We start from the raw sequence: 25,385 nt of genomic DNA on the forward strand, positions 1-25,385 counted from the left end.
AGATAATCAGTTTATCCAAGACTTTTTATTTAATTATTTATTTTCATTATTAGAGTTTTTATTGTATCCTTGGTTGTTGTTATTAGTAAAGTTCATAGGTTTTCCTGGTATTATAGTAGATACTGCATGTTTATATATAAGATTTTGTTGCTTATTTTCACCTTCTAATAAAACTATGTAGCTATCAAATCCCTTAACTTGTACTCCATTCATTAAAAATATTGTTACAGGTATTCTTTCTTTTCTTGCATTATTTAAGAATAAGTCCTGTAAATTTAAAACTGTATTTTTCATTAGTTTAATACCCTCCAAAATGATTTATCGTATTTATTTTTTATTATATATATATTATATTCTATATTACACAACATTTACCTTTTTTTCAATATAAGTAATTACATCATCTAAAAGTATTTGCCCATTGTTGTATTGATCTAAATCAAACCATTTAGCATTTTCATACCTTCTAAACCATGTTAATTGTCTTTTAGCATATCTTCTAGAGTCTCTTTTTATGATTTCAATAGCTTCCTCAAAAGTATACTCTTTATCTAAGTACTTAATAATTTCTTTATATCCTATACCTTGCATAGAGATTAAGTTTTTACTATATCCCATATTTAATAGTTTTTTTACTTCTTCTACTAAACCTTCCTTAATCATTATATCTACTCTTAAATTAATTCTTTCATATAAGTGTTTTCTATCTCTATCTAATACAATTATTATAGGCTCATATTTATCATTAAGTTTTAAATCATTACTAAAATCATTCATTTTTTTACCACTTAAACATACTTCTAGAGCTCTTATAACTCTTTTTGTATTGTTTTTATGAATTCTAGATGCAGCTTCTTCATCTAATTTCTTTAACTTATCATGCATATAATCTATACCTTTTTCTTCAAGTTCTATTCTCAAAGACTCTCTTAGTTCATTATCAGCATCAGATTTTGCAAAGTCCATATTATATATTAAAGAATTTAAGTATAGACCAGTTCCTCCAGTTACTAATGGTAATTTTCCTTGTTCTACAATTTCTTTTATATAATTATTTGCCCTTTGTTGAAACTCAGATACTGAAAAACTAAAATCAGGTTTAACTTCATCTATTAAATAGTGTTTGACTCCTTGCATTTCCTTATCAGTTACCTTTGCACTACCTATATCCATATACTTATATATTTGCATTGAGTCTGCTGAAATTATATCCATATTAAGTTTTTTTGCAAGTTGTATAGATAAATTAGTTTTTCCTACAGCAGTTGGTCCTGTTAGTATAACTAAAGGTATTTTTTTCATGCTATTCCCTTCTTTCTTACATAATTCTTTTAAACATTTTTTCTATTTCCGTCTTTGATATTTCTACAAATATCGGTCTGCCATGTGGTCATGTAAAAGGGTTTTTGCACATTTCAATTTGCTTTAATAAACTATTAATTTCCTCTTCATATATAGTATCATTAGCCTTTATAGCCGACTTACATGCCATAGATGCAAACTTTTCACCTTTTAATTCATAACTATTTTTTATTTCTTCTATATTATCGATTATATCTAGTACAAATTTTTCAGATTCAGGACTTCCAAATATAGTTGGTACACATCTAATCATGATATGATTATTACCAAAAACTTCTATTTCAAAACCAAATTTCATAAATAAATCTATATTTTCTTCAACCTGTAACATATCTGGATTAGATAGTTCTATAACTATAGGATCTAGTAACATTTGCATATTTATATCCATTTTATAAAACTTGTCCATATATTTTTCATATAATACTCTTTCATGAGCTGCATGCTGATCTAGTAAATACATGTTATTACCTTTTTGAAGTACAATATAAGTTTTAAAAATGGTTCCAATAAGAATATATTCATTTAAATTAAAGGAATGTTTTTCTTCATTGTATATTTCAACTTGTTCTTCGATTATGTTAGAATTTTTAATTTCACTAAAATCTATTTCTTCTTTTTGTTTCTTTTCTTCTTCCTCAGACTCTACTTTACTTTCAAGATCTAGTAAATCATTAAAACTATATACCTTATTTAAATCTATAGTTTCATCTAAAATTACTATTTCTTTACTTTCTTTATTTTTAAAATCAGTGTTTATATCATTTACCTCTTTTAACTCTTCAAATGTATAAGTCTGACTTTGGTATTCTTTTTCTAAATTATTTAATATACCTTGGTTTAAATTTTCTTTATTAACTGGTTCACTTTTATTGTTGATACAAAATTCTATATTTGGACTTTTATAAGTAACTTCTTTTTTATCAAAAGATTCATACTTGCCAATTAAATTTGATCTAATTAAAATTTTTCTTATAAGTTCCTTAAGTTCTACATATATTTGTTGTTCATTTTCAAATTTCAGTTCAAGTTTAGTAGGATGTATATTTACATCTATCTTAGAAGGTTCTATTTCTATATTTAAGAAACAGACTGCATGTTTATTTATTGGTATAAGCGACTTATATCCTTCACTTATAGAATCTAGTATAACTTTACTTTTTACATATCTTTTATTTATATATATATGTTGTAAGTTTTTGTTAGCTCTATATACATTGTTATTGCCTATATATCCACTTATCTTAAAAAATTGGCCAGTATGATTTATTTCTACTAAATTTTCAGTTATATCTTTCCCATAAATACTTCTTATTGTATTTATAAGCTTTCCATCCCCAGGTGAGTTTAGCATAGTTTTTTTATTATTTATATATTTTATACTCACATGAGGATTTCCTATTGCTAACTTATTTATTAAATCACTTATATTTATGGTCTCTGCATGTGTTGATTTTAAAAACTTTTGTCTAACTGGAGTATTGAAAAATAAATCTCTAACAATTATTGTAGTTCCAGTATTAGTTCCCACAGGCTCCTTAGATTTTATATTCCCACCTTCAACTAGAATTTTTGTTCCAACAGCTTCATCTTTAGGTTTTGTAATCATTTCTATTTTAGATACAGATGCTATTGATGCCAATGCCTCTCCTCTAAATCCTAAGGAATATAAATCGTATAAATCATCTATCTTATTTATTTTACTAGTTGCATGTCTTAAAAAACTTTTTTCTACTTCACTTGATTCTATACCATTTCCATTATCCGTTATCCTAATAAGTTTTTTTCCACCATCTTCTATTTCAACTATTATTTTTTTACTTTTCGCATCTACAGAGTTTTCTATAAGTTCTTTAACAACAGATGCTGGTCTTTCAACAACTTCTCCTGCTTGTAACTGATTTATTGTAGCTTCATCTAATATATTAATTCTAGACATAATCTCACCTCACTTTATATTTTAGTATAAAAAATTATATCTTTTTAATAATTATATTCTTGTACCTGTTAGAATAAGGATTATAGCTAGCTATAATCCTTATTAATTTTAATTTATTTTTTTACTTTGAGTTGTAATTTATATAAAGCGTTCATAGCATCTAACGGCGTCATATTTAAAATATCTAAATTTTTAATTTCCTTAGTTAACTCATCATCATGTATATTATCAAATGTAATTTGAGTTACAGCAACTTCATCTTCATTTTTATCTTTTTTAAGTTCTTTATTTTCTCTTTTTAATTTATTTATCTCACTCTTTAAACGTCCAATATTTAAATTATACTCATCATTTTTTCTTTCTAATTCTTCCGTTAATTTATCATAATCTAATTTTAATTTATCGTTTATAGAGTCATTTGCTTTATCACTATACTTAGCTTCTCTAGTATCTTCACCTGTTAAGATTTTATTACTACTTAGGTCTTGTTGTATATGATTTTTTTCTAAATCTTTTAAAATTTCCCTAGATCTGTATATAACTTTTTCAGGTAACTTTGCAAGTTCTGCAACATAGATTCCGTAACTCTTATCAGCTCCACCTTCTATTATTTTTCTTAAAAATACAATTCCATCATTATTCTCTTTTACAGCAACCGAATAGTTTTTTACATCACTAAACTCATCTTCAAGTTCTACTAATTCATGATAATGCGTTGCAAATAAAGTTTTACATTTTATATTTGCTTGAATATATTCAACAATAGACCAAGCTAAGCTTATACCATCATAAGTACTAGTTCCTCTTCCGATTTCATCTAGTATTACTAAACTTTTATCTGTAGCATTTTTTAAAATTTGCGATACCTCAGTCATTTCTACCATAAATGTTGATTGTCCCTGTGCTAAATCATCACTAGCTCCAACCCTAGTAAAAATTCTATCTAATATTGGTATATTTGCATATTCTGCAGGAACAAAAGATCCTATATGTGCCATTAAAGCTATAACTGCAGTTTGTCTCATATAAGTAGATTTTCCTGCCATATTTGGCCCTGTAATTATATTTATAATATTTTCACCTTGATTTAAATAAGTATCATTAGGTACAAAATTTTCTTCTCCAACTATACTTTCCACAACTGGATGACGTCCATTTTTTATATCTAGTTTATTTTGTTCATTTATACGTGGTTTTACATAATTATTAATATACGCAACCGTAGCTAATGAAACAAAAACATCTACATTAGCTATAATCTTTGCAACTGACTGTATTCTATCTATATTATCATATATATTATTTCTTATTTCTACAAATATTTCATATTCTAAGCTTTTTATCTTATCTTCTGCATTTAATATCTTATCTTCTATTTCCTTTAACTCTGAAGTTATATATCTTTCTGCATTACTTAAAGTTTGTTTTCTTACATAGCTATCATCTATTTTAGCATTTGCTAAATTTGATTTTGTAATTTCTATATAATATCCAAAAACTTTATTAAATCCAATTTTTAAAGATTTAACTCCGGTTTTCTCTTTTTCTCTATTTTCTATTTCCTTTATCATGAAAGCCCCGTTTTTAGATATATCTCTTAAAGAGTTTAATTCATCGTTAAATTCTGACTTTATTATATTCCCATCTTTTATAGTTATAGATGGTTCTTCTAATATTGCACTATCAATTAAAGAGTATATATCGTTTAAGTCGTCCATATTGTTTATATAATTTTTAAGTATTTGTGCACTTGATAAATTTATAGTATCTTTAAGCTTTGGAAGTTTTTCTATTGAATTTTTTAAATGTATCATTTCTTTTGGTGTTACTTTTTCAAAGGCAATCTTTCCACAAATTCTTTCTATATCATATACATTTTTTAATATATCAATTAGATCTTCTCTCAACATGAAATCTTCTTTTAATTCTTCTATTACATTTAATCTTTTTTCAATTCTATTTTTATTTACTAAGGGCTCTTCAACATATTTTCTAAGCATCCTTCCACCCATAGCTGTTGATGTTTTATCTAAAACATGAAGTAATGATCCCTTTTTAGAGTTACCTCTTATGGTAGATGTTAACTCTAAATTATTTCTTGTAAACATATCTAATACCATATACTCTTGCGAATTATATATATTTATACTATTTATATTTGATGTTACTTGCTTTTGAGTGTTATATATATAGTTTAAAATAATGCATAAACTTGAACTTATAAGTTCACTATCATCTAATTTTAAACTTGATAAATAATCTTCTTCAAAATATTCAGTTAAAATTTTTGAATCTAAATAACTCTCATCAAAGTTTTCATTTATATATATATTACTTAAGCTAGCTATAGTTCTTATTTTATCCAAAGTTTTTATGTCATTTGCAATTATTTCTGTTGGATGAATTTTAGCAATTTCTTCTACTAATTTATCTTCGTTTAAATATGTAGAATTTACTTCTCCCGTACTTATGTCCGTGTAAGAAATTCCTATTTTATTATCTTTTGTATATACAGCTAATAAGTAATTATTTTTTTTATTTTCTAATAAACTTCCTTCAAGTACAGTTCCTGGAGTTATTACTCTTACTACATCTCTTTTAACTATACCTTTTGATGCATTGACATCTTCAACTTGTTCGCATATAGCAACTTTATACCCATTTTCAACTAACTTTGATATATAATTTTGTGATGAATGAAATGGAATTCCACACATAGGTGCCCTTTCCTCCATGCCACATTCTCTTCCTGTTAAAGCAATTTCTAAAGTTTTTGAAGCAACTATAGCATCTTCAAAGAACATTTCATAAAAATCACCTAATCTAAAAAACATTATACAGTCTCTATATCTATCTTTAACTTCAAAATATTGCCTCATCATAGGAGTTAATTTGCTTTTATCTATACTCATACTCTAATCCTCCTCTACATTTTACATATTATATCATATTTAAGCATTTGTATTTAAAAATTTTAAATTCTAAATTAATAAACAATCACACTTTCCTGTCTTTTTACATATATATTAGTATAGTAAAATTAAGTTTTAATTAAAACTTTACTTTACTATATCACTATATAAATAATCAAATAAGAGAGGTTGTTATTCAATGGGATATTATAATGAGTCATGTAACAAGTATAATCACAAAAAATATGATAAGTGTGATAAATGGGATAAATGTTGTTGTGAATGTAACAAACATCATCATCATCATGATGACTGCTGCAAGAAAATAAAAGGTGACGTTAATCACTATGAAAACTATAAATGTATAGATGGTAAAGATTACTGTATAGAAAACAAAAACTACTATGATAATTATTATAAAAAATGTAATCACTATTATATAACTGATTATGATTATATTACAGATCATTATTATGAATATGATGTATATCACTATGATACAAAAACTATACATGATGCTAAATATTATGAAGATAGTTGCTATGAAAATAATTACAACAATTATGGCGAAAATCATTATAATAAAAATGACTATTATTATAATGATAAAAATGATCATAAAAAAGATGAAGATTATGGAAAATGCAACTGTGAATATTGTAAAAAGCATAAAAAAAGCTGTAACTACTAATAATCACAGATTAATATAAATTAAACTCCTGTATAAATATATCAATAAACTAAACCATACTCCTTATGTTAAACATAACAAGTATTTTACTTGCTATTTGTTAACATAAGGAGCTTATTTTTATTTATTATTTCCATTTATCAACATAAAAAATGTTGTTGCATTTTTACTTGTACTAAATTCTATACTATCTTTATATTTATCTATAAACTCATTTGAAATTCCAATAAAATCTACATCTCCATTTTCATATAAATTAACATCTGCTGTACCTTCTTTTACTATCTTAGTATTTACAGATTCTAATTTTATAGCATTTTTATCCCAATATCCTTGATTTTTTGTCATTATATATATATCATCTAATTTCCATTTAGTTAATGTAAATGGTCCATTATATAAAGTTGTTTTTTCAGTTGTTCCAAATTTATCTCCTTGTTCCTTTACAAACTTTTCATTTTGAGGGAAAAATACTGGAAATGACATTAATCTATCAAAATAATTTACAGGTCTATTTAGTTTAACTTCCAATGTATAATTATCTATAGCCTTAATGCCAATACTGTTTGAGTCTGTTGTTTTTCCTATATTATAATTTTCTGCTCCAACTATATCATACATTATAAATCCATATTGAGATGCAGTTTTTGGATTTAAAGTTCTTTTAAATCCAAACTCAAAATCTTTTGCTGTTACAGGATCCCCATTACTCCAAACAGCATCTTTTCTTAAATAGAAAGTCCATGTTTTTTTATCCTCTGATGATTTCCATTCTTTTGCTATTCCTTCAACTATTTCACCGTCATTATTAACTCTTACTAGTCCTTCCATTACATTATTTGCTACACTAAAAGATAAAGAATCTGTAGCTTTGCTCATATCAAGTGATGGAATATCAGAGTTACTAGTTAAATTCAACTCATTTTTATCTTCTGCATTTGCCCACTTGTATGCATATTTAGCTCCATAAGGTATTATTGTTATTCCATCTACATATGGTTTTTGTATATAAGCACTACTACTTTGAAACAATGGCATTAAAAAAGCATCACTTAAAAGTATTTCTTCTGCTTTTGCATACTTATTCCAACTTTCTGAAATAGACGTTGCATTTTTTCCTTCTTCAATTAAGGCATTATATTCCTTACTATCATAACCACTATTTTTACCAAACTTACCATTAGTTGTAAAAGTCTCTAGGAAAGTTAGTGGATCAGGATAATCAGCTACCCAAGAACTATATACTAAATCATAATCTCCTTCCGATTCTAATTGTTGCTTTTGTTTGAAAGGTACTTGTTTTAATTCTACCTTTAATCCATCTAAATTAGTTTGCAATTGATTTTGGAAAAACTCGCCAACTCTTTTACTACTTTCTGCATCCGATGTTAAAACTTCTATTGTAACATTCTTAAAATTTAAATCTTCTTTAGCTTTTTCCCAATGTTCTTTAGCCTCTTTTAAATCATAGTCATTCCCCATATTTCCTGCAATATCTCGATAATCTTTCCCATGATTATCAATTGCTAATCCTTCAGGTGTATAATAGTTAACAGGGCTTGAATCATTATTTAATATTACATTAGTTATTTTTTCTTTATCTATTGCCATAGTTATCGCAAGTCTTGCATCTTTATTTTTTAATAACTCTTTAGATTCTATATCCTGTTTTCCTAAGTCTTTACCTTCACATCCATATAAACCAATAGTACTCATAAGTATTACTAGTAAACTACACGATATCTTTTTTTTAAATAGCATATATCCTATCCCCCTTACAATTTATTATATTTTATTAAAAAACAAGTTATTAGGTACATAGTTTCATTCGCCATTTTCTATTATGTTAATTTATTTTAATTTTTGTATAAAAAAAAGAAAGTATAAAAATGAAAAAATCATCTTTAAAATACTTTCCTTTATTTTTAATTATTCTTTTGAGTATACAATATTTCCATCTATTATTGTATATAAAGTTTCAGAAAAAACTTCCATAGGGTTACCTGTAAATATAGCTATATCTGCATCTTTTCCAACTTCAATACTTCCAACTATATCTTCAACTCCACATATTTTTGCAGGATTTATAGTTATAGCTTTTAATGATTCTTCTATACCTAACCCTTCTTTAGCTGCAAATCCTGCACATATAGGTAAATATTGAATTGGAACAACAGGATGATCTGTAGTTATAGCTACATCTACTCCATATTTATTTAAAACTCCTGCAGTTTTAAATGTCCTATTTTTAAGTTCAACCTTACTCCTATTTGTTAGGCTTGGTCCAACTATTGCGCTAAATCCTGATTTTTTTATATATTCAGGTATTAAATGTCCTTCTGTACAATGATCTAAAGTCATGTCTAAATTGAATTCTTTCGCTAATCTAATAGCCGTTAAAATATCATCAGCTCTATGTGCATGAGCTTTTAAAGGAATTTTTTTATCTAAAACATCCATAAAACATTCCTGTTTTAAATCCAACTCAAAGTAATCTCCTTTTTGTAGCGCTTCTTCTTTTTTATTTTTATAATTTATAGCTTTATATAAAGCTTCTCTTAATATAGCTGCTGTTGCCATTCTAGTAGATGGAGTTGTTTGTTTTGATGAGTATACTCTCTTTGGATTTTCTCCAAATGCAACTTTCATAGCAGCCTCATCCTTTACTATCATATCATCAATACATTTACCACTTGTTTTCATAAATAAAAACTTTCCGCCACATACATTAGCACTTCCCTGTCCCGTCATTACAGATGTTATCCCTCCGGCAATTGCATCTTTAAATGCTTGGTCTAGGGGATTTATAGCATCAATAGCTCTTAGATGCCCTGTTATAGGACTAGTTGATTCATTTATATCATCCCCTTCAAATCTTATTCCTTCTTCACTTAATCCTATATGACAATGAGCTTCTATTATTCCTGGCATTACCCATGCTCCTTTTGCATCTATTACTGTCATTAATTTTGTTTCTTCTATTGTTTCATTTATTGCAATTATTTTTTTATCCTTTATTAATACACAACCATTATGTAGATTTTTACCTGTCATTGTGAAAATTTTACCATTTTTTATAAGCAGCATAAATTCCTCCTACTAAATTTAACTTTCTACATACAATCGCAACTAACTTCAAAAAAAGCTTTTGGATGAGAGCATACCGGACATATTGCTAATGCCTTTTTACCTTGATGAATATGTCCACAGTTCATACATCTCCATTTTATATCCTCATCTTTTTTAAATACTGTGTTCTCTTCTATATGACTAATTAACTCTAAGTATCTTTCTTCATGTTGTTTCTCAATTTTACCTATAGACTTAAATAAATATGCTATATCATCAAACCCTTCCTCTTGTGCTTCTTTTGCAAATCTATAATACATATCAGTCCATTCAAAATTTTCACCTTCTGAAGCTTCATTTAAATTATTTAAAGTTGATTTAATTCCATTGTTTAATAATTTAAACCATATTTTAGCATGAGCTCTTTCATTATTTGCAGTTTCTTCAAAGAATTTTGCTATTTTATTGTATCCTTCTTTCTTCGCTTGTTCAGCGTAAAAATTATATTTTGTCATTGCTTTTGATTCTCCTTCAAAAGCTTCCATTAAATTTTTCGCAGTTTTACTATTCTTTAGATCCATATAAATCCTCCTTAGGGTTAAATATTACTTATTATCTTTAATATTAAACTTTAGCTAAATTTATTACTAAAAGAAATCTTTTTCCTATATATGTTATAATTTATTTAAATTTACTTTTGTGAGGAATATATATAATAAAATAGTTACTATGAAAATAAAAAATGATAAAAATATTAAATTTGAGTTCTTTTCAGATAAAGTGCCTAAGTCTGTAAATAATTTAATAAATCTTATCAAAATAATTATGTATTAATTTTTTCAGTATTTTTATAATTATATATATGTATTATCCATTATATATTTGTATAATACTATTATAGTTAAACATTAGAATTGAGGTATTTAAAATGGAAAATAACTTAAAAGAAAAATTCAGGGAATTTAAACCTTACATAAATGGTCATGAGAATATGAAAAAAGCTTCGGTATTAATTCCTATAATAAATATCGATGGCTCTCATTTCATATTATTCGAAGTTAGGTCTAAAAGTTTAAGATCTCAACCTAGTGAAATTTCTTTTCCTGGTGGAATGATTGAAAAAGGAGAGTCCCCTATAGAGGCTTGTATACGAGAAACTTGCGAAGAACTTGGAACAACAAAAGATAGTATAGAAATTTTATCTGAATTGGATTTATTTGTAAATCCATCTAACATGATAATACACCCATTTGTTGGATTTTTAAAAAATCACAATGAACTTAATCCTAGTCCAGATGAAGTTGATCATACGTTTTTGGTTCCTATATCTTATTTACTAAAAAATAAACCAATGTCTTTTAGAAATCAAGTTACAGTAATTCCTAACGATGAATTTCCCTATGAGTTAATTCCCCATAAAGAAAATTATAAATTTCAACCTGGATTTTATGACTCTTTATTTTACAAGTACAAAAACTATGTTATTTGGGGCATAACAGGCAAAATTCTTGAAAATTTTCTAGATATAATATCATAAAAAAAGAACTCCTCAAGGAGTTCTTTTTTATCTATGCATTAGTCATTTCTGTTTCTTTATTTTTAAGATATTCATCTATAGCCTTAGCAGCTTTTCTTCCTGCACCCATTGCAGATATAACTGTAGCTGCTCCTGTAACTGCATCTCCTCCAGCAAAAACACCATCTTTTGAAGTTACTCCATTATCATCAGCAACTATACATTCCCATTTATTAGTATCTAGTCCATCTGTAGTAGATGTTATAAGTGGGTTTGGAGATGTTCCAAGTGCCATAATAACTGTATCCACAGTCATTATAAACTCAGAGTTTTCTATAACTTGTGGTCTTCTTCTTCCTGAATCATCAGGTTCTCCTAATTCCATTTTAACACATACCATTCCTTTTACTTCTCCACTTTCATCTGTTAAAATTTCTACTGGATTAGTTAACGTATCAAATATTATTCCTTCTTCTTTAGCATGGTGTACTTCTTCTAGTCTAGCTGGAAGTTCAGCTTCACTTCTTCTGTATACTATATGAGTTTCTGCTCCTAATCTAGCTGCTGTTCTTGCAGCATCCATAGCAACATTTCCCCCACCAATTACTGCAACACTTTTTCCTGTTCTTACAGGAGTCATATAATCTTCTTTATATGCTTTCATTAAGTTTACTCTTGTTAAAAACTCATTTGCAGAACATACTCCATTAGCATTTTCCCCTGAAATTCCCATAAATTTAGGAAGTCCTGCTCCTGATCCTATAAATACAGCTTCAAATCCTTCTTCATTTAATAATTCATCTATAGTTATAGTTCTACCTATTATTGTATTAGTTTCTATTTTTACACCTAAACTTTTAATATTTTCAATTTCCGGCTTAACAACTCCATCTTTAGGTAATCTAAATTCAGGTATTCCGTAAGTTAAAACTCCACCTGCTTCATGCATAGCTTCAAATATAGTAACATCATATCCTAATTTTGCTAAGTCCCCAGCACAAGCAAGTCCAGCTGGTCCACTTCCTATAACAGCAACTTTTTTATTATTTGGTTCTTCTGTTTGTACTAAATCAAAATTATGCTCTCTAGAATAATCAGCAACAAATTTTTCTAATTTTCCTATTGATACCGCATCTGATTTTATACCTAAAACGCAAAGACCCTCACATTGATTTTCTTGTGGACAAACCCTTCCACAAACAGCAGGAAGTGAACTATCTTTTGCTATTACTTTAGCTGCTCCTTCAATGTCTCCTTCTTTTAATTTTCCAATAAATCCAGGAATATTTATTTCAACAGGACATCCAGATACACATCTTGGTTTTTTACATTCTAGACATCTGCTTGCTTCTTTCATCGCTTCTTCTTTGTTATATCCTAGACAAACTTCATCGAAATTTTTAACTCTAACTTCAGCTTCTTGGTGTCTAACTGGTACTTTAACTTTGCTCATGATTAATTACCTCCACATCCGCATCCGCCATGTTGATGCGTATCCCCTTCTTCTTGTTTTAGTATGGCTCTTCCTTCTTCTGTTTTGTACATAGCCTGTCTTCTCATAGACTCGTCAAAATTAACTAGGTGACCATCAAATTCAGGACCATCTACGCATGCAAATTTTATTTTACCACCAACATTAACTCTACATGCTCCACACATTCCTGTTCCATCAACCATTATAGGGTTTAAACTTACTGTAGTAGGTATACCTAAATCTTTAGTTAGCATACACATAAATTTCATCATTATCATAGGGCCTATAACCACTGCATGATCATATTTTTTCCCTTGATTTTCAACTAAATCTTTTAAGCAATCTGTAACTCTTCCATTAAATCCATATGTACCGTCATCTGTGCAAATATAAAGATTTCCAGCGACTTCTCTCATTTCATCTTCTAAAATTAGTAAATCTTTTGTTCTAGATCCAATTATAACATCAACATCAATTCCATGTTCTTTAAACCACTTAACTTGTGGATATACTGGCGCAGCTCCAACTCCTCCAGCTACAAATATCATTTTTTTATTTTTTAATTCATTTATGTCTTCTTCAACAAACTCACTAGGCATGCCTAATGGTCCGACAAAATCAGCTACATAATCCCCTTCTTCAAATGTTTCAAGTTGTTTAGTACTAGCTCCAACAGTTTGGAATACTATACTAACAGTTCCCTTATTAGTGTCATAGTCAGCTATTGTAAGAGGTATCCTCTCACCTTTTTCATCATTTTTTACAATAATAAATTGTCCTGGCTTAGAAGCTTTTGCAACTCTTGGAGCTTCTATATCCATTAAATAAATGCTATCTGTCAGTTTCTTCTTTTTTACAATTTTACTTCCCATAACTCTATCTCCATTCTGCCAAATAATTTATATTTTAATTTTATATATATATCGTATATATCAATTCCCCAATTGATAATGTTTTCCAAAGTTTCTGAATACGATTTCATATATATAAAATTAATTAGCTTTTATAACATTTACATCTATATTATACATAAAAAAACAGCCTTTGTGGCTGTTTTTTAAAAATAATTTTCTATTTTTCTATTACTCCATTTAAAGAGAATGTTTTTGACTCTGTAATTTTAACATTTACAAGAGTTCCTATTATATCTTCTCTATCTGATTTGAAATTAACTAACTTATTTTGTCTAGTTCTACCAGTAAATTTAGTTTCATCATTTTTACTTCTTCCTTCAACTAAAACTTCAACAACTTTTCCTTCATATGATTTGCTTATTTCTTCACATATCTTATTTACTTCTTCTAATACCTTATTGAATCTTTCATGTTTTACATTTTCTGGTATTTGATTTTCCATTCTAGCTGCAGGTGTTCCTTGTCTCTTTGAATATATAAATGTAAATGCAGAATCATATCTAACTTTTTTAACAACATCTATAGTATCAAGTAAATCTTCTTCTGTTTCTCCTGGGAATCCTATCATTAAGTCTGTAGAGAAAGCAATATCTGGAACTTCCTTTTTAGCTTTTTCAATTATTTCTAGATAGTATTCTTTAGTATAATGTCTATTCATTTCTTTAAGTAATCTAGTACTTCCACATTGAACTGGTAAATGTAAGTATTCACAAACTTTATCACAGTCTCTTATTGCATATATAACCTCATCAGATATATCTTTTGGATGAGATGTCATAAATCTTAATCTTTCTAACCCTTCTATATCATTTACCATTCTTAATAATTGATCAAATCTTATTGGATTTTCTAATGTTTTACCATATGAATCAACATTTTGTCCAAGTAATGTTATCTCTTTTGTCCCATTTGCAACTAATTCTTTTATTTCGTTAATTATATCCTCTGGCGTTCTACTTCTTTCTCTACCTCTAGTGTATGGTACTATACAATAAGTACAGAAATTATTACATCCATACATTATGTTTACAAATGCCTTTAATTCAAATTTTCTATTACTTCTAAGTCCTTCTACAACTTCTCCATCTACATCCCATACATCTATTAGTGTTTTTTCTGAATCCATAGAATTAGCTAATAGCTCTGGGAATTTATATAAATTATGAGTTCCAAAAACTAAATCTACATGTCTATATTTAGTTTTAATTTCTTCTACAACATGGCTTTGTTGCATCATACACCCACATACAGCTATTTTTAAATCTGGATTTTGTTTTTTTAGAGATTTTAATTGCCCTAAATTTCCATATACCTTAAGTTCTGCATTCTCTCTTACTGCACAAGTATTGTATATAACTAAATCACATTCAGCTGCAGTTAATCCTTGAGTATATCCCATACCATCTAACATTGCACATAACTTTTCAGAATCATGTTCATTCATTTGACATCCAAAAGTTTGTATCATATATCTCGGCTTTCTTCCATGTATAGCATAGTATCTATTTGTAGTTTCTGCTATAGCCTCTATAAATCTATCTTGTTCTTGTATCTTCTCTATAGGAACGTGTACTTGTTTTCTTTTAGCCACAACTAGCCCTCCTTAAATTACTTCACTAATTTTAAATTGTCGATTTTTTGAATTTAAAATTAATTATATCAAATTTAAGCTTTATTTTAAAGATATCATTCAACATTTGTTGGTATATATTTTTAATAACGTCAAATACTAGTATATATACTTTAAGCGATAATAAATAATAAAGGGTGGAAAATATGATTGTAGTTTTAATAAGAAGTATACTTTTATATATAGCAGTTTTAATAGCTCTTAGAGTTATGGGTAAGGGTGAAATTGCAGAAATGAATTCCTTTGATTTAGTAATAACACTATTAATTGCAGAAGTTGCTGCTATCCCTATGCAAAACAATGAAATACCTATAGTTTATGGAATAGCTTCTATTACAGGGTTAGTATTTATGCAAATAATAATATCCTACCTTACACTAAAATTTAGAAGTGTAAGGCTTATTTTTAATGGAAAGCCTGCCATACTAATAGATAAGGGGAAAATTAATTATAGTGAGCTTAAAGCTGAGCGAGTGACTATGGATGAACTATTAGAACAACTTCGTATTCAAGGTTATTTTAATTTAAAAGATGTTTATTATGCAATCCTTGAAACAGATGGTAATCTTAGTATTGTTCCCACTCCTAGCTATGAAAAAGTACCTACAAAAAACTTTAAACGAATACCTCTTCCTTTAATTTTAGATGGAGAATTATTAAAAACTAATTTAGATCTAATTAATAAAGATAAAAATTGGATTTTATCAATATTGAAAAAAAATAATATAAATTCAATTAATGAAACATTAATTTGTATACTTGATGAACAAGACAACTTCTTCATACAGAAAAAATAATCATCTAAGGAGTGATACTTTGAAATCAATAGTATTTACAATAATATGGACTATACTGCTTGTTGTATTTGGAGTTTTCATATCTTTTAAAGCCGAAGACTTTGCTTCAAGATATAATGAGTCATTAAATACTTTAGAAATGTATGTAAAAGAAGAAGATTGGAAGACTTCTTATGAATACACTAACGAATTAAAAAATAACTTTAATGAAGACTCTAAATTTTGGTTTAAGTTATTAAATCATTGTCATTTAGGTGATATCGAGCTTTCATTTAATATATTATCTAATGGAATTTACTTACAAGATATAGGAACATGTTTAGATGAAATAGAATCAATTAAAATATATCTTCATCGAATGATAGAGTCAGAAAAACATAATCTTGACCATATATTATAAAAAGGATTTAGACATATGTCTAAATCCTTTTTATATTATTTACTCATTTCTTTAGATTTTTCTATACAATCTCCAATAGCTTTTATAACAGCACTTCTAAATCCTTCTTCTTCTAATGTTTTTACAGCTTCTATTGTAGTTCCTCCAGGAGAACAAACCATATCTTTTAACTCACCTGGGTGTTTTCCTGTTTCAAGGACCATTTTTGCAGAACCCATTACAGCTTGTGCTGCAAAAGTATAAGCTTGATTTCTAGGCATTCCTGCTAAAACTGCTGCATCAGCCATAGCTTCTATAAACATAAATACATATGCTGGTGCAGATCCACTTGCACCTATTACTGCATCAATTAAATACTCATTTACAACTTCAGCTTTTCCAAATGAATTAAATATATTCTTAACTATATTTAATTCTTCATCAGTTATATTTTTATTTTTACAAATAGCACTCATTCCCTCATTTACAAGAGCTGGAGTATTTGGCATAGTTCTTATAACTTTCTTATCTTTGCCTATAACATTTTCTATTGATTCTATAGTTTTTCCTGCTGCTATAGTAACAATTATCTTTTCATCACTTATTAAGTCCTTCACACCTTCTAAAACTATATCATAAACATTTGGTTTAACTGCAACTACTACTATATCACTATTTTTTACTACCTCTTTAGAGTCAGTAGTTACATTTATCCCATATTCTTTCTTTGCATTTTCAAGAGCATTCTCATTTAAGTCAGATGCTGTTACTTTATTTGCATCCACTAAACTTGATTTAACTATTCCCCCTATCATAGCCTTAGCCATGTTTCCTGCACCTATAAATCCTATTTTTTTATTCATTTTTTCAATCTCCTTATGTGTTATAATTTTATCATTTACTTTAAATAAATATAGGGTATGTCCTAGGAGTTAAAAACTCCTAAAACATCCCCCTTTATTAGCTATTTAAAAAGTTTGCTCTGTTCTTCCTATTATTTCATCTTGAAGAGCTCTACTTAAATTATTAAAATGATCACTATATCCTGCAACTCTAACTATTAAATCTTTATATTCTTCTGGATTTTTTTGAGCTGCTAGTAATACATTTTTATCAAATACATTAAATTGTATATGATGTCCATCCATATTAAAATACGCTCTAACTAAATTCGCCATATTATCAAGACCGTCTTCTCCTTGAACTACTGCTGGAGCAAATCTTTGGTTAAGCAATGTCCCTCCTGTTTTTAAATGATCCATTTTAGAGCAAGATTTTATAACAGCAGTAGGCCCATTTGTATCTCCACCTTTTTCAGGTGAAATTCCTTCTGATAAAGGTTTTTGACTAAGTCTTCCATTTGCACTAGCTCCCATTACTTCTCCAAAATACACATGACAAGTTGTAGGTAACATATTTATTCTATATTGAGCACCCATTGGAGATGTTCTTCCTGTAACTTCATTATAGAAAGAATTAAATACATCTTGCATTAATTCATCTGCATAATCATCGTCATTTCCATATTTAGGAGTTTTATTTACTACCATGTTATATATAGCTTCATGGCCTTCAAAGTTATCACTTAATGCATTTAATAACTCTTCCATATTAAATTTCTTTTTATCAAATATATTATACTTTATTGAAGTTAAACTATCTGTTATTGTTCCTATACCAACACCTTGTATATATTTAGTGTTATATCTTGCTCCACCTGCATTGTAATCTTTAGCATTTTTTATACAATCATCAACTATTACACTCATTAGCGGCGCTGGCATATGCTTTGAGTATATTCTTTCTATTACATTGTTACCTTTTACTTTTATATCAACAAAATGATTTAATTGTGATTTAAATGCATTAAATAATTCATCATAAGACTTAAATTCTCTAGCATCTCCAGTTTTTATTCCTAATTGTTTTTTAGAGACTGGATCTAATCCATTATTTAATGTTATCTCTAATATTTTAGGTAAGTTTAAGTATCCTGTAAGTATATAAGCTTCTTTTCCATAGCATCCAGTTTCTACACAACCACTAGTTCCACCACATCTAGCATCTTCTATAGTCTTTCCTGCTTCTAAAAGTTCTTGAATAATTGCTTCTGTGTTATAAAATGCTGGTTGCCCCCAACCTTTTCTTGATATTTCACAAGCCCTTTTTAAGAATTTACTAGGTGTTTTTTTACTTATTTGAACATTTGAACTCGGCTGTAATAATTTCATTTCATCCATTACATCTAATATTATATAGCTTACATCATTTACCCCATCTTTACCATCTTCTGTTATACCACCAGTATTTATATTAGCAAAATCTGTATAGGTTCCACTTTCTTTTAAAGTAACTCCTACCTTTGGAGGTGCGGGTTGGTTATTAAATTTAACCCATAAACATTCTAGTATTTCTTTTGCATTATCTCTATCTATTCTATTTTCATTTATATCATTTTCATAAAATGGATTTAAATGTTGATCAAATCTACCAGGGCTAAATGCATCCCATATATTAAGTTCTGTAGTTACACCTACATGAACAAACCAATACATTTGAACAGCTTGATGAAATGTCTGTGGCTTATTGGCAGGTACTACATCACAGTTACTTGCTATTAAAAGTAAATCTTTTTTCTTATTTTCATCCGTTTCTTTTTGAGCTAATTCTCTTGCATATTCAGCATATCTTTTTCCATAAATCATAATAGCATCACATGCAATTGACATAGCTTCTAATTGAGCTTTTTTATCATATGCATCTTTGTCATTTACAAAATCAAGTTTTTCTATTTCATCTATTATTTCTTGTTTAAAATCTTTAAATCCTTTTTTGTATATTTCTCCACCACAAACTGTATGTCCTGGTGCCCTTTGTTCCATAAATTCAGTAAATACTCCATTTTCGTAACAATCTAGCCATTCTTTTTCCATAGAGTTAACTATTTTAGCTCTTATTTGTCTATTTTTCCAAAAAGGTATTATCTCTTCTTCATGTATTTTTTTTACATCATCGCTAACTTTAAATGATATTATATCTCTCCTATCCATTATGTCTAAATCTTCCATAGTATGGCAACATAATTCGGGATAAGTAGGTGTACTTTGAGGAGAGTCTCCTTTTTCACCAACAATCAGTTCCCCTTCATTTATACAAAGTGTTCTGTTTTCCATATAGTGCTTAAACGCTAAAGCTCTAAGCACAGGTATTTCTACGCTTCCTTCATATTTTTTATAACCTTCTGTCATTAACCTAGCTCTTTCAATTGTTATAAATGGTTGTGTATCTAAACTTTGTTTTCTTAACTTTTTAGTTCTTTCAAAACTACCTCTTTGCATATAATTATCCCCCAATCTTTACATCAAAGTTATTTTGTTTGAATAATTCTTTTATTTCTTCTAGCTTTTCATCTGAAGGTCTTTTTAAATCGTCTCCTTCATAATTCATATAAAGCTTTTTATACTTATGCATACCAATATTATGATATGGCAATAGATTGACTTTAGAAATATTTAACGGTTTTATAAAGTCTATCATTTTCTTAATTTCTTCATTATTTTCGTCTATATTAACTCCTTCTATTAAAGGTATTCTTATATTTATATTAGCCCCTTTTTCACTTAACTTAACTAAATTACTTAAAATTAAATCATTTGACTTATTTGTAAATAGCTTATGTTTATCTTCGTCTATTAACTTTATATCGTATAAAAATATATCAGTAAAAGGTAGTATAGCTTCATAGTTTTCAAATTTTGAATATCCACATGTATCAATGGCTACATTGATTCCTTTTTCCTTACAACTTCTAGCCAGATTTTTTATATAATCAATATCTTGAGTCATTACTTCTCCTCCAGATAAAGTAACTCCTCCTCCTGACTGCTCATAAAACACCATATCTTTACATATTTCTTTAGTTAAATCTTTTATATCATAAGTTTTCCCTACTATTTCTCTAGCATTATTTAAGCAGTAATCTAAACATGTTTCACAAAATTCACAATTTTTTTTATTAAGACAAATATTATCAGCTTCTATATATATAGCATCATGAGGACATTTTTTTATACAAGCCTGACATTTAGTACACTTTTCCTCATTATATAAAACTTCTTTATTGTAAGCTTGACTCTCTGGATTATGACACCATATACATTCCAGTGGACATCCTTTAAAAAATATAGTAGTTCTTATTCCATCCCCATCATGTAAACTATATTTTTGTATATTTAATATTAGTGGATTTTTCATTTAATCACCTGCAAAATTTTAGTTATCGTTAAAAGGATTTGGTGTTGCAACAACTAATATTCTCACCATTTTATTTGTGTAATTTGCCCAGTTGTGATTATGTGAAGAATTGTAGTGTATGCTATCTCCAGGGTATAGTTCATGTTCTTCTCCATCTAAAAATAATGTTAAAGTTCCTTCTAATACATATAAAAACTCTTCACCATCATGCATATATGGTTGAATATCTTCTTCTGTATTATTAGGAAGTATATCTACAAGTCTAGGTAACATTATTTTCTCTTTTAAATTATTCGATAAATTATATTGAATACACCCTGATGTACATATATTAAATACTTCTTTTTCATAACTTCTTATTATAGGTTTTTTCTTTGTTCTTGGTTTTAGGAAAAAATAAGATAATTCAACTTCAAATACATCAGCTATAGTTCCTAGTGTATCTGTAGCTATACTTGTTAATCCCCTTTCTAATTGAGATAAAAAACCAATAGATAAATTAGTTTTTTCACTTAAATCTTTTAACGTCATTTTTCTTTGAGTTCTTAGATGTTTTATCTTTGCTCCTATGTGCTCGTTCATATTTAACCCCTCTCTAGCAAACCATTTCCTTAATTTAAATATACTATATTGTTATAATTTTGTCTATCTTATTTTTGTGTTTTTATGAAATTATTTTAGTATTATTTAATTTATTTGTTTTTGTTTTTTTTATCATAAATAAAAACGTTTTTATGTATAAAATTTTATTTATAGTTAAAATATAATGATTAAATTTCAATAATAAAAGACTATAGGTTTTAACCTATAGTCTTCGTTTCTTTAGCCTTTTCTCTTTTTATAGTACATACTATAAATCCAATAAATGTAACTACTATTGATAATATGTACAATACTTTTAACCCAAATACATCTATCCCTAACCCTACTGGCAATTTTATAAGTGCTGATGATACACCTATAGCCATAGATGTTAATGTTAATGCAGTTGCTTGTATTTCACTCGAGAACTTTTCTTTTATATAGCCTATATAAGATACTAGCATAATAGAAAATGCAAGTGCTGTTAATGGTGCTGTTAATATAAACATAGTTGGCGAAGTTGCAAACAAACAAGTTAACCATCTTATTAAAAATGTTATTGCACCAATTTGAAATACTTTTTTATATCCAAACTTTTCAACAAGTTTATTTATCTTAGCCATAAACAATATTTCTGGTAAAGCAGTAAAAATTACTAATGTTCCAATATCTCCTTGGCTAGCTCCTAAATCAATTAGATACAGCCCTTGATATGCATTTGTAACTTCACTAATACTTATAGTACATATAACTATGACTAATAACCATAAATATGATTTATCTTTTATCAGCTCTTTTAAATCTTTTTTTAGTGTAGATCCTTTCATAGTTTCTTCTTCATCATATTTTTTAGAATTTAAAAATGGTAATACAAATAAAGATATAACAAATAAAACTATATATACTAAAAATATTATTCTAGAATTTGCAGTAACTTTTATAAGCTGTCCTGTTAAAAAACTTACTAATGCAAATCCCACCGATCCACCACTTCTTATAAATCCATAATTAACATCATTGTGTTTACAATAATCAGTTGTTATATTATCTGCTAATGGAGATATAGCATATCTAAAAGCTTCAGCTAATGTAGCTACTAAAAGAAGTATAGGGAATAGTTTTACACTTGAATATAATCCCATTATCAAGCAGTTTATAGCTATACATATTCCAAGTATCCTTTTATCTTTTTTTGTTACATCCGTTATAATTCCCCATAATGGAACTACTAGTATTCCTATTATCGATGGAATGGATGTTATGATCCCAATTTGCGATACAGATAGATTTAATGATCCTTCTAAGTATGGAACTATATATGGTATAAATGCGCCAAGTCCACCATATATAAGCACATAATATAAATAATATTTTGTCATGTCTTACTCCCTTCAATCTGTTAAATACATTCCATTATAACATATTTTGATATGTAAATGATATAGATTTAATTTGTACAATTAATAAGTTTATTAATAATATTGCTTAATACTTTTATTGCTATTTTATATTCATACAATCTATTTCAATAACAGTGCATATTGTGCTTTTGTTTTGAGTTAACATTGTAAAAAATGCTTTAACAATTGCAAAAAATGCTGTAGTATATATAGTATAATACACTTATATATATTTGAGGTATATTTAATTGTATATATTTAAATTGTTTTATAATAATAAGATGGAAGGTTGTACTTTATGAACATAAATAAAGAAAATATATATAAATCAGGATACTTAAATGATAATTTTAAAATATTTCATATTAAAGATATGAAAAACATTGAATTTGATTATCATCATCATGACTTTAATAAAATTACAATCTTAATATCTGGAGATGTAGACTATTTAGTTGAAGGAAAATCTTATAAATTAAAGCCTTGGGATATTTTATTTGTAAGTAATACAGAAGTACATAAACCAATTATAAATCCTAATAAGTACTACGAAAGAATTGTCATATGGATTAATCCTGAGTATATAGAAAAACATAATATTTATGGAGATGATTTGTTTACTTGCTTTAACTTATCCTCTCAAAGTAAATCAAACTTACTTAGACTAAATAAATCTGATTTAGAAAATGTTAAGAATTTATTATTTAAAATTAAAAGTGCTGATAAATCTGATGATTTTGGCCATGTTATACTAAAAAATTCTTTGTTTATTCAATTTATGGTATTAATTAATAGATTATTTCTGAAAAATGAAAGTGATTCTTATGATGTTGAATATGATGAAACTATCCAACATATTTTTAACTTTATAAATGATAACTTAAATAAAGACTTGTCAATAGATACTATTGCTAATACATTTTTTATGAGTAAATATTACTTAATGCGTAAGTTTAAATCCCAAACAGGAAGTTCACTTCATAGTTATATAGTCCAAAAAAGACTTATTTATGCAAAATCCCTTATAAAAAAGGGGTATCTTATGAGCGATGCATGTATAGAATGTGGATTTAAAGATTATTCAAGTTTTGTTAGAGCTTTTAAAAAAGCTTATGGGGTGTCTCCAAAACATTATTTAGATAGAATTGTGGAATTTGAACAAAGTCCATTTGATATAGAGTAAAAAATGCTTAAGTAAAAATCTTAAGCATTTTTTTATTTTACTTTTAATATATATTTTTTACCCTACTTTTATAAAATCTCCTGATACATATCCATATGTACCATTATATTTTATTTTATGCCATCCATTTTGACTTTCTACTATCTCTACCTTTGCTCCATTTGATAATGTTCCTATTTTTGAGTAATTTGATCCATATCCACTTCTTACGTTTAATGTTGTTGCATTAACAGTACCAATTTTATTAATTGAAGATATACCATTATCTGATTTACTTACAAATTGTCCTGATATATATCCATATGTACCATTATATTTTATTTTATACCATCCATTTTGACTTTCTACTACCTCTACCTTTGCTCCATTTGTTAGTGTTCCTGTTACAAAATGATTTGTTCCATATCCACTTCTTACATTCAATCTATCTGCTGTTATTGTTCCTATAAACATAACGTTAGATTCTTGTGGATTTGAATCTGGTCTTACATCTGGCTTACTTTCTCCACCTACTTTTACGTAATCTCCTGATACATATCCATATCCACCGTTATATTTTATCTTATACCATCCATTTTGACTTTCTACTATTTCTACTTTTGACCCATTTGTTAATGTTCCTATTTTTGAGTAATTTGCTCCATACCCACTTCTTACATTTAATGTTGTTGCATTTACTACTCCTGTATTCCTAACTATTGGCTCTTCTGGCTTTATATCTGGCTTACTTTCTCCATCTACTTTTACATAATCTCCTGATGCATATCCATATCCACCGTTATATTTTATCTTATACCATCCATTTTGACTTTCTACTATTTCTACTTTTGTTCCATTTATTAATGTTCCTATTTTTGAGTAATTTGCTCCATACCCACTTCTTACATTTAATGTTGTTGCATTTACTACTCCTGTATTTTTAACTGTTGGCTCTTCTGGTTTTACATCTGGCTTACTTTGTTCATCTATTTTTACATAATCTCCTGATACATATCCATATCCACTGTTATATTTTACCTTATACCATCCATTTTGACTTTCTACTATTTCTACTTTCGACCCATTTGTTAATGTTCCTATTTTTGAGTAATTTGCTCCATACCCACTTCTTACATTTAATGTTGTTGCATTTACTACTCCTGTATTTTTAACTGTTGGCTCTTCTGGTTTTACATCTGGCTTACTTTCTCCACCTACTTTTACATAATCTCCTGATACATATCCATATCCACCGTTATATTTTATCTTATACCATCCATTTTGACTTTCTACTATTTCTACTT

The 25,385-nt window shown here is 27.6% G+C and carries 20 protein-coding genes and 1 pseudogene; 5 read left to right on the forward strand and 16 right to left on the reverse strand.

The annotated features are described in order from the left end of the window. Positions 1 to 33 precede the first annotated feature (33 nt). From hfq to mutS, 4 genes and pseudogenes are all read right to left on the reverse strand, one after another. Complete coding sequence (hfq, locus tag ATCC9714_RS10675; RefSeq protein ID WP_021125821.1) at positions 34 to 294, reverse strand: RNA chaperone Hfq; 261 nt, start codon at positions 292 to 294, stop codon at positions 34 to 36. A 66-nt stretch (positions 295 to 360) separates the two neighbouring features. Beyond that, positions 361 to 1,302, reverse strand: coding sequence for a tRNA (adenosine(37)-N6)-dimethylallyltransferase MiaA (gene miaA, locus ATCC9714_RS10680; protein WP_021127937.1), 942 nt, complete (start codon positions 1,300 to 1,302; stop codon positions 361 to 363). 16 nt (positions 1,303 to 1,318) lie between these two features. Continuing rightward, positions 1,319 to 3,304, reverse strand: a pseudogene (gene mutL / locus ATCC9714_RS10685) (DNA mismatch repair endonuclease MutL). 110 nt (positions 3,305 to 3,414) lie between these two features. After that, the gene (gene mutS, locus ATCC9714_RS10690; RefSeq protein ID WP_057545248.1) at positions 3,415 to 6,213 is read right to left on the reverse strand and encodes a DNA mismatch repair protein MutS; all 2,799 of its coding nucleotides are present in this window, start codon (positions 6,211 to 6,213) and stop codon (positions 3,415 to 3,417) included. A 199-nt stretch (positions 6,214 to 6,412) separates the two neighbouring features. Between mutS and ATCC9714_RS10695 the strand changes: the two genes are divergently transcribed. Continuing rightward, complete coding sequence (locus ATCC9714_RS10695; RefSeq protein WP_057545249.1) at positions 6,413 to 6,904, forward strand: hypothetical protein; 492 nt, start codon at positions 6,413 to 6,415, stop codon at positions 6,902 to 6,904. A gap of 120 nt (positions 6,905 to 7,024) precedes the next feature. On the opposite strand, the gene ATCC9714_RS10700 is transcribed toward ATCC9714_RS10695, so the two are convergent. The 3 genes from ATCC9714_RS10700 to rbr all read right to left on the reverse strand — a co-directional run bounded on the left by ATCC9714_RS10700 (position 7,025) and on the right by rbr (position 10,554). After that, positions 7,025 to 8,665: an ABC transporter substrate-binding protein gene (locus ATCC9714_RS10700; RefSeq protein ID WP_057545250.1), complete on the reverse strand. Its 1,641-nt coding sequence runs from the start codon at positions 8,663 to 8,665 to the stop codon at positions 7,025 to 7,027. 168 nt (positions 8,666 to 8,833) lie between these two features. Beyond that, positions 8,834 to 9,991: an amidohydrolase gene (locus ATCC9714_RS10705; protein WP_054631583.1), complete on the reverse strand. Its 1,158-nt coding sequence runs from the start codon at positions 9,989 to 9,991 to the stop codon at positions 8,834 to 8,836. Positions 9,992 to 10,017: 26 nt separating this feature from the next. Beyond that, positions 10,018 to 10,554 carry a rubrerythrin gene (rbr, locus tag ATCC9714_RS10710; RefSeq protein WP_021125837.1) on the reverse strand — a complete coding sequence of 179 codons (537 nt, stop codon included), beginning with the start codon at positions 10,552 to 10,554 and terminating at the stop codon, positions 10,018 to 10,020. A gap of 347 nt (positions 10,555 to 10,901) precedes the next feature. Between rbr and ATCC9714_RS10715 the strand changes: the two genes are divergently transcribed. Further along, complete coding sequence (locus ATCC9714_RS10715) at positions 10,902 to 11,510, forward strand: NUDIX hydrolase (RefSeq protein ID WP_021125839.1); 609 nt, start codon at positions 10,902 to 10,904, stop codon at positions 11,508 to 11,510. Between the two features lie 31 nt (positions 11,511 to 11,541). On the opposite strand, the gene gltA is transcribed toward ATCC9714_RS10715, so the two are convergent. The 3 genes from gltA to miaB form a co-directional block, all read right to left on the reverse strand. After that, on the reverse strand, positions 11,542 to 12,942 hold the full coding sequence (gene gltA, locus ATCC9714_RS10720) for an NADPH-dependent glutamate synthase (protein WP_057545251.1): 1,401 nt from the start codon (positions 12,940 to 12,942) through the stop codon (positions 11,542 to 11,544). A 2-nt stretch (positions 12,943 to 12,944) separates the two neighbouring features. Further along, on the reverse strand, positions 12,945 to 13,835 hold the full coding sequence (locus tag ATCC9714_RS10725; protein WP_054631586.1) for a sulfide/dihydroorotate dehydrogenase-like FAD/NAD-binding protein: 891 nt from the start codon (positions 13,833 to 13,835) through the stop codon (positions 12,945 to 12,947). Between the two features lie 199 nt (positions 13,836 to 14,034). Further along, complete coding sequence (miaB, locus tag ATCC9714_RS10730) at positions 14,035 to 15,468, reverse strand: tRNA (N6-isopentenyl adenosine(37)-C2)-methylthiotransferase MiaB (protein WP_021127948.1); 1,434 nt, start codon at positions 15,466 to 15,468, stop codon at positions 14,035 to 14,037. Between the two features lie 185 nt (positions 15,469 to 15,653). Here miaB and ATCC9714_RS10735 point away from each other — a divergent pair, with 185 nt between their 5' ends. Next, positions 15,654 to 16,304 carry a DUF421 domain-containing protein gene (locus tag ATCC9714_RS10735; protein WP_021127949.1) on the forward strand — a complete coding sequence of 217 codons (651 nt, stop codon included), beginning with the start codon at positions 15,654 to 15,656 and terminating at the stop codon, positions 16,302 to 16,304. Positions 16,305 to 16,323: 19 nt separating this feature from the next. Further along, positions 16,324 to 16,704 (forward strand): DUF4363 family protein, encoded by a 381-nt coding sequence (locus ATCC9714_RS10740; protein ID WP_038293362.1) that lies wholly within the window; start codon positions 16,324 to 16,326, stop codon positions 16,702 to 16,704. Between the two features lie 35 nt (positions 16,705 to 16,739). Here ATCC9714_RS10740 and proC read toward each other — a convergent pair whose 3' ends face one another. From proC to ATCC9714_RS10765, 5 genes are all read right to left on the reverse strand, one after another. Further along, positions 16,740 to 17,546: a pyrroline-5-carboxylate reductase gene (proC, locus tag ATCC9714_RS10745; RefSeq protein WP_021127951.1), complete on the reverse strand. Its 807-nt coding sequence runs from the start codon at positions 17,544 to 17,546 to the stop codon at positions 16,740 to 16,742. 105 nt (positions 17,547 to 17,651) lie between these two features. Then, positions 17,652 to 20,021: a trans-4-hydroxy-L-proline dehydratase gene (hypD, locus tag ATCC9714_RS10750; protein ID WP_057545252.1), complete on the reverse strand. Its 2,370-nt coding sequence runs from the start codon at positions 20,019 to 20,021 to the stop codon at positions 17,652 to 17,654. A 4-nt stretch (positions 20,022 to 20,025) separates the two neighbouring features. Further along, entirely contained in the window at positions 20,026 to 20,937 is a 912-nt protein-coding gene (locus ATCC9714_RS10755; protein WP_021127953.1) for a trans-4-hydroxy-L-proline dehydratase activase, read from the reverse strand. An 18-nt stretch (positions 20,938 to 20,955) separates the two neighbouring features. Next, positions 20,956 to 21,519, reverse strand: coding sequence for a helix-turn-helix domain-containing protein (locus ATCC9714_RS10760; protein WP_021125855.1), 564 nt, complete (start codon positions 21,517 to 21,519; stop codon positions 20,956 to 20,958). Between the two features lie 218 nt (positions 21,520 to 21,737). After that, positions 21,738 to 22,898, reverse strand: a complete 1,161-nt coding sequence (locus ATCC9714_RS10765; RefSeq protein ID WP_021127954.1) for an MFS transporter — start codon at positions 22,896 to 22,898, stop codon at positions 21,738 to 21,740. A 319-nt stretch (positions 22,899 to 23,217) separates the two neighbouring features. Here ATCC9714_RS10765 and ATCC9714_RS10770 point away from each other — a divergent pair, with 319 nt between their 5' ends. Next, complete coding sequence (locus tag ATCC9714_RS10770; protein WP_021127955.1) at positions 23,218 to 24,102, forward strand: AraC family transcriptional regulator; 885 nt, start codon at positions 23,218 to 23,220, stop codon at positions 24,100 to 24,102. Between the two features lie 57 nt (positions 24,103 to 24,159). Here ATCC9714_RS10770 and ATCC9714_RS10775 read toward each other — a convergent pair. Further along, positions 24,160 to 25,385 (reverse strand): SH3 domain-containing protein (locus tag ATCC9714_RS10775; RefSeq protein WP_208872217.1); only part of this gene is annotated, 1,226 nt, incomplete at its 5' end.

The organism is Paraclostridium sordellii (assembly GCF_000953675.1).
In the GTDB taxonomy this organism is placed as follows: Bacteria; Bacillota; Clostridia; order Peptostreptococcales; family Peptostreptococcaceae; genus Paraclostridium; species Paraclostridium sordellii.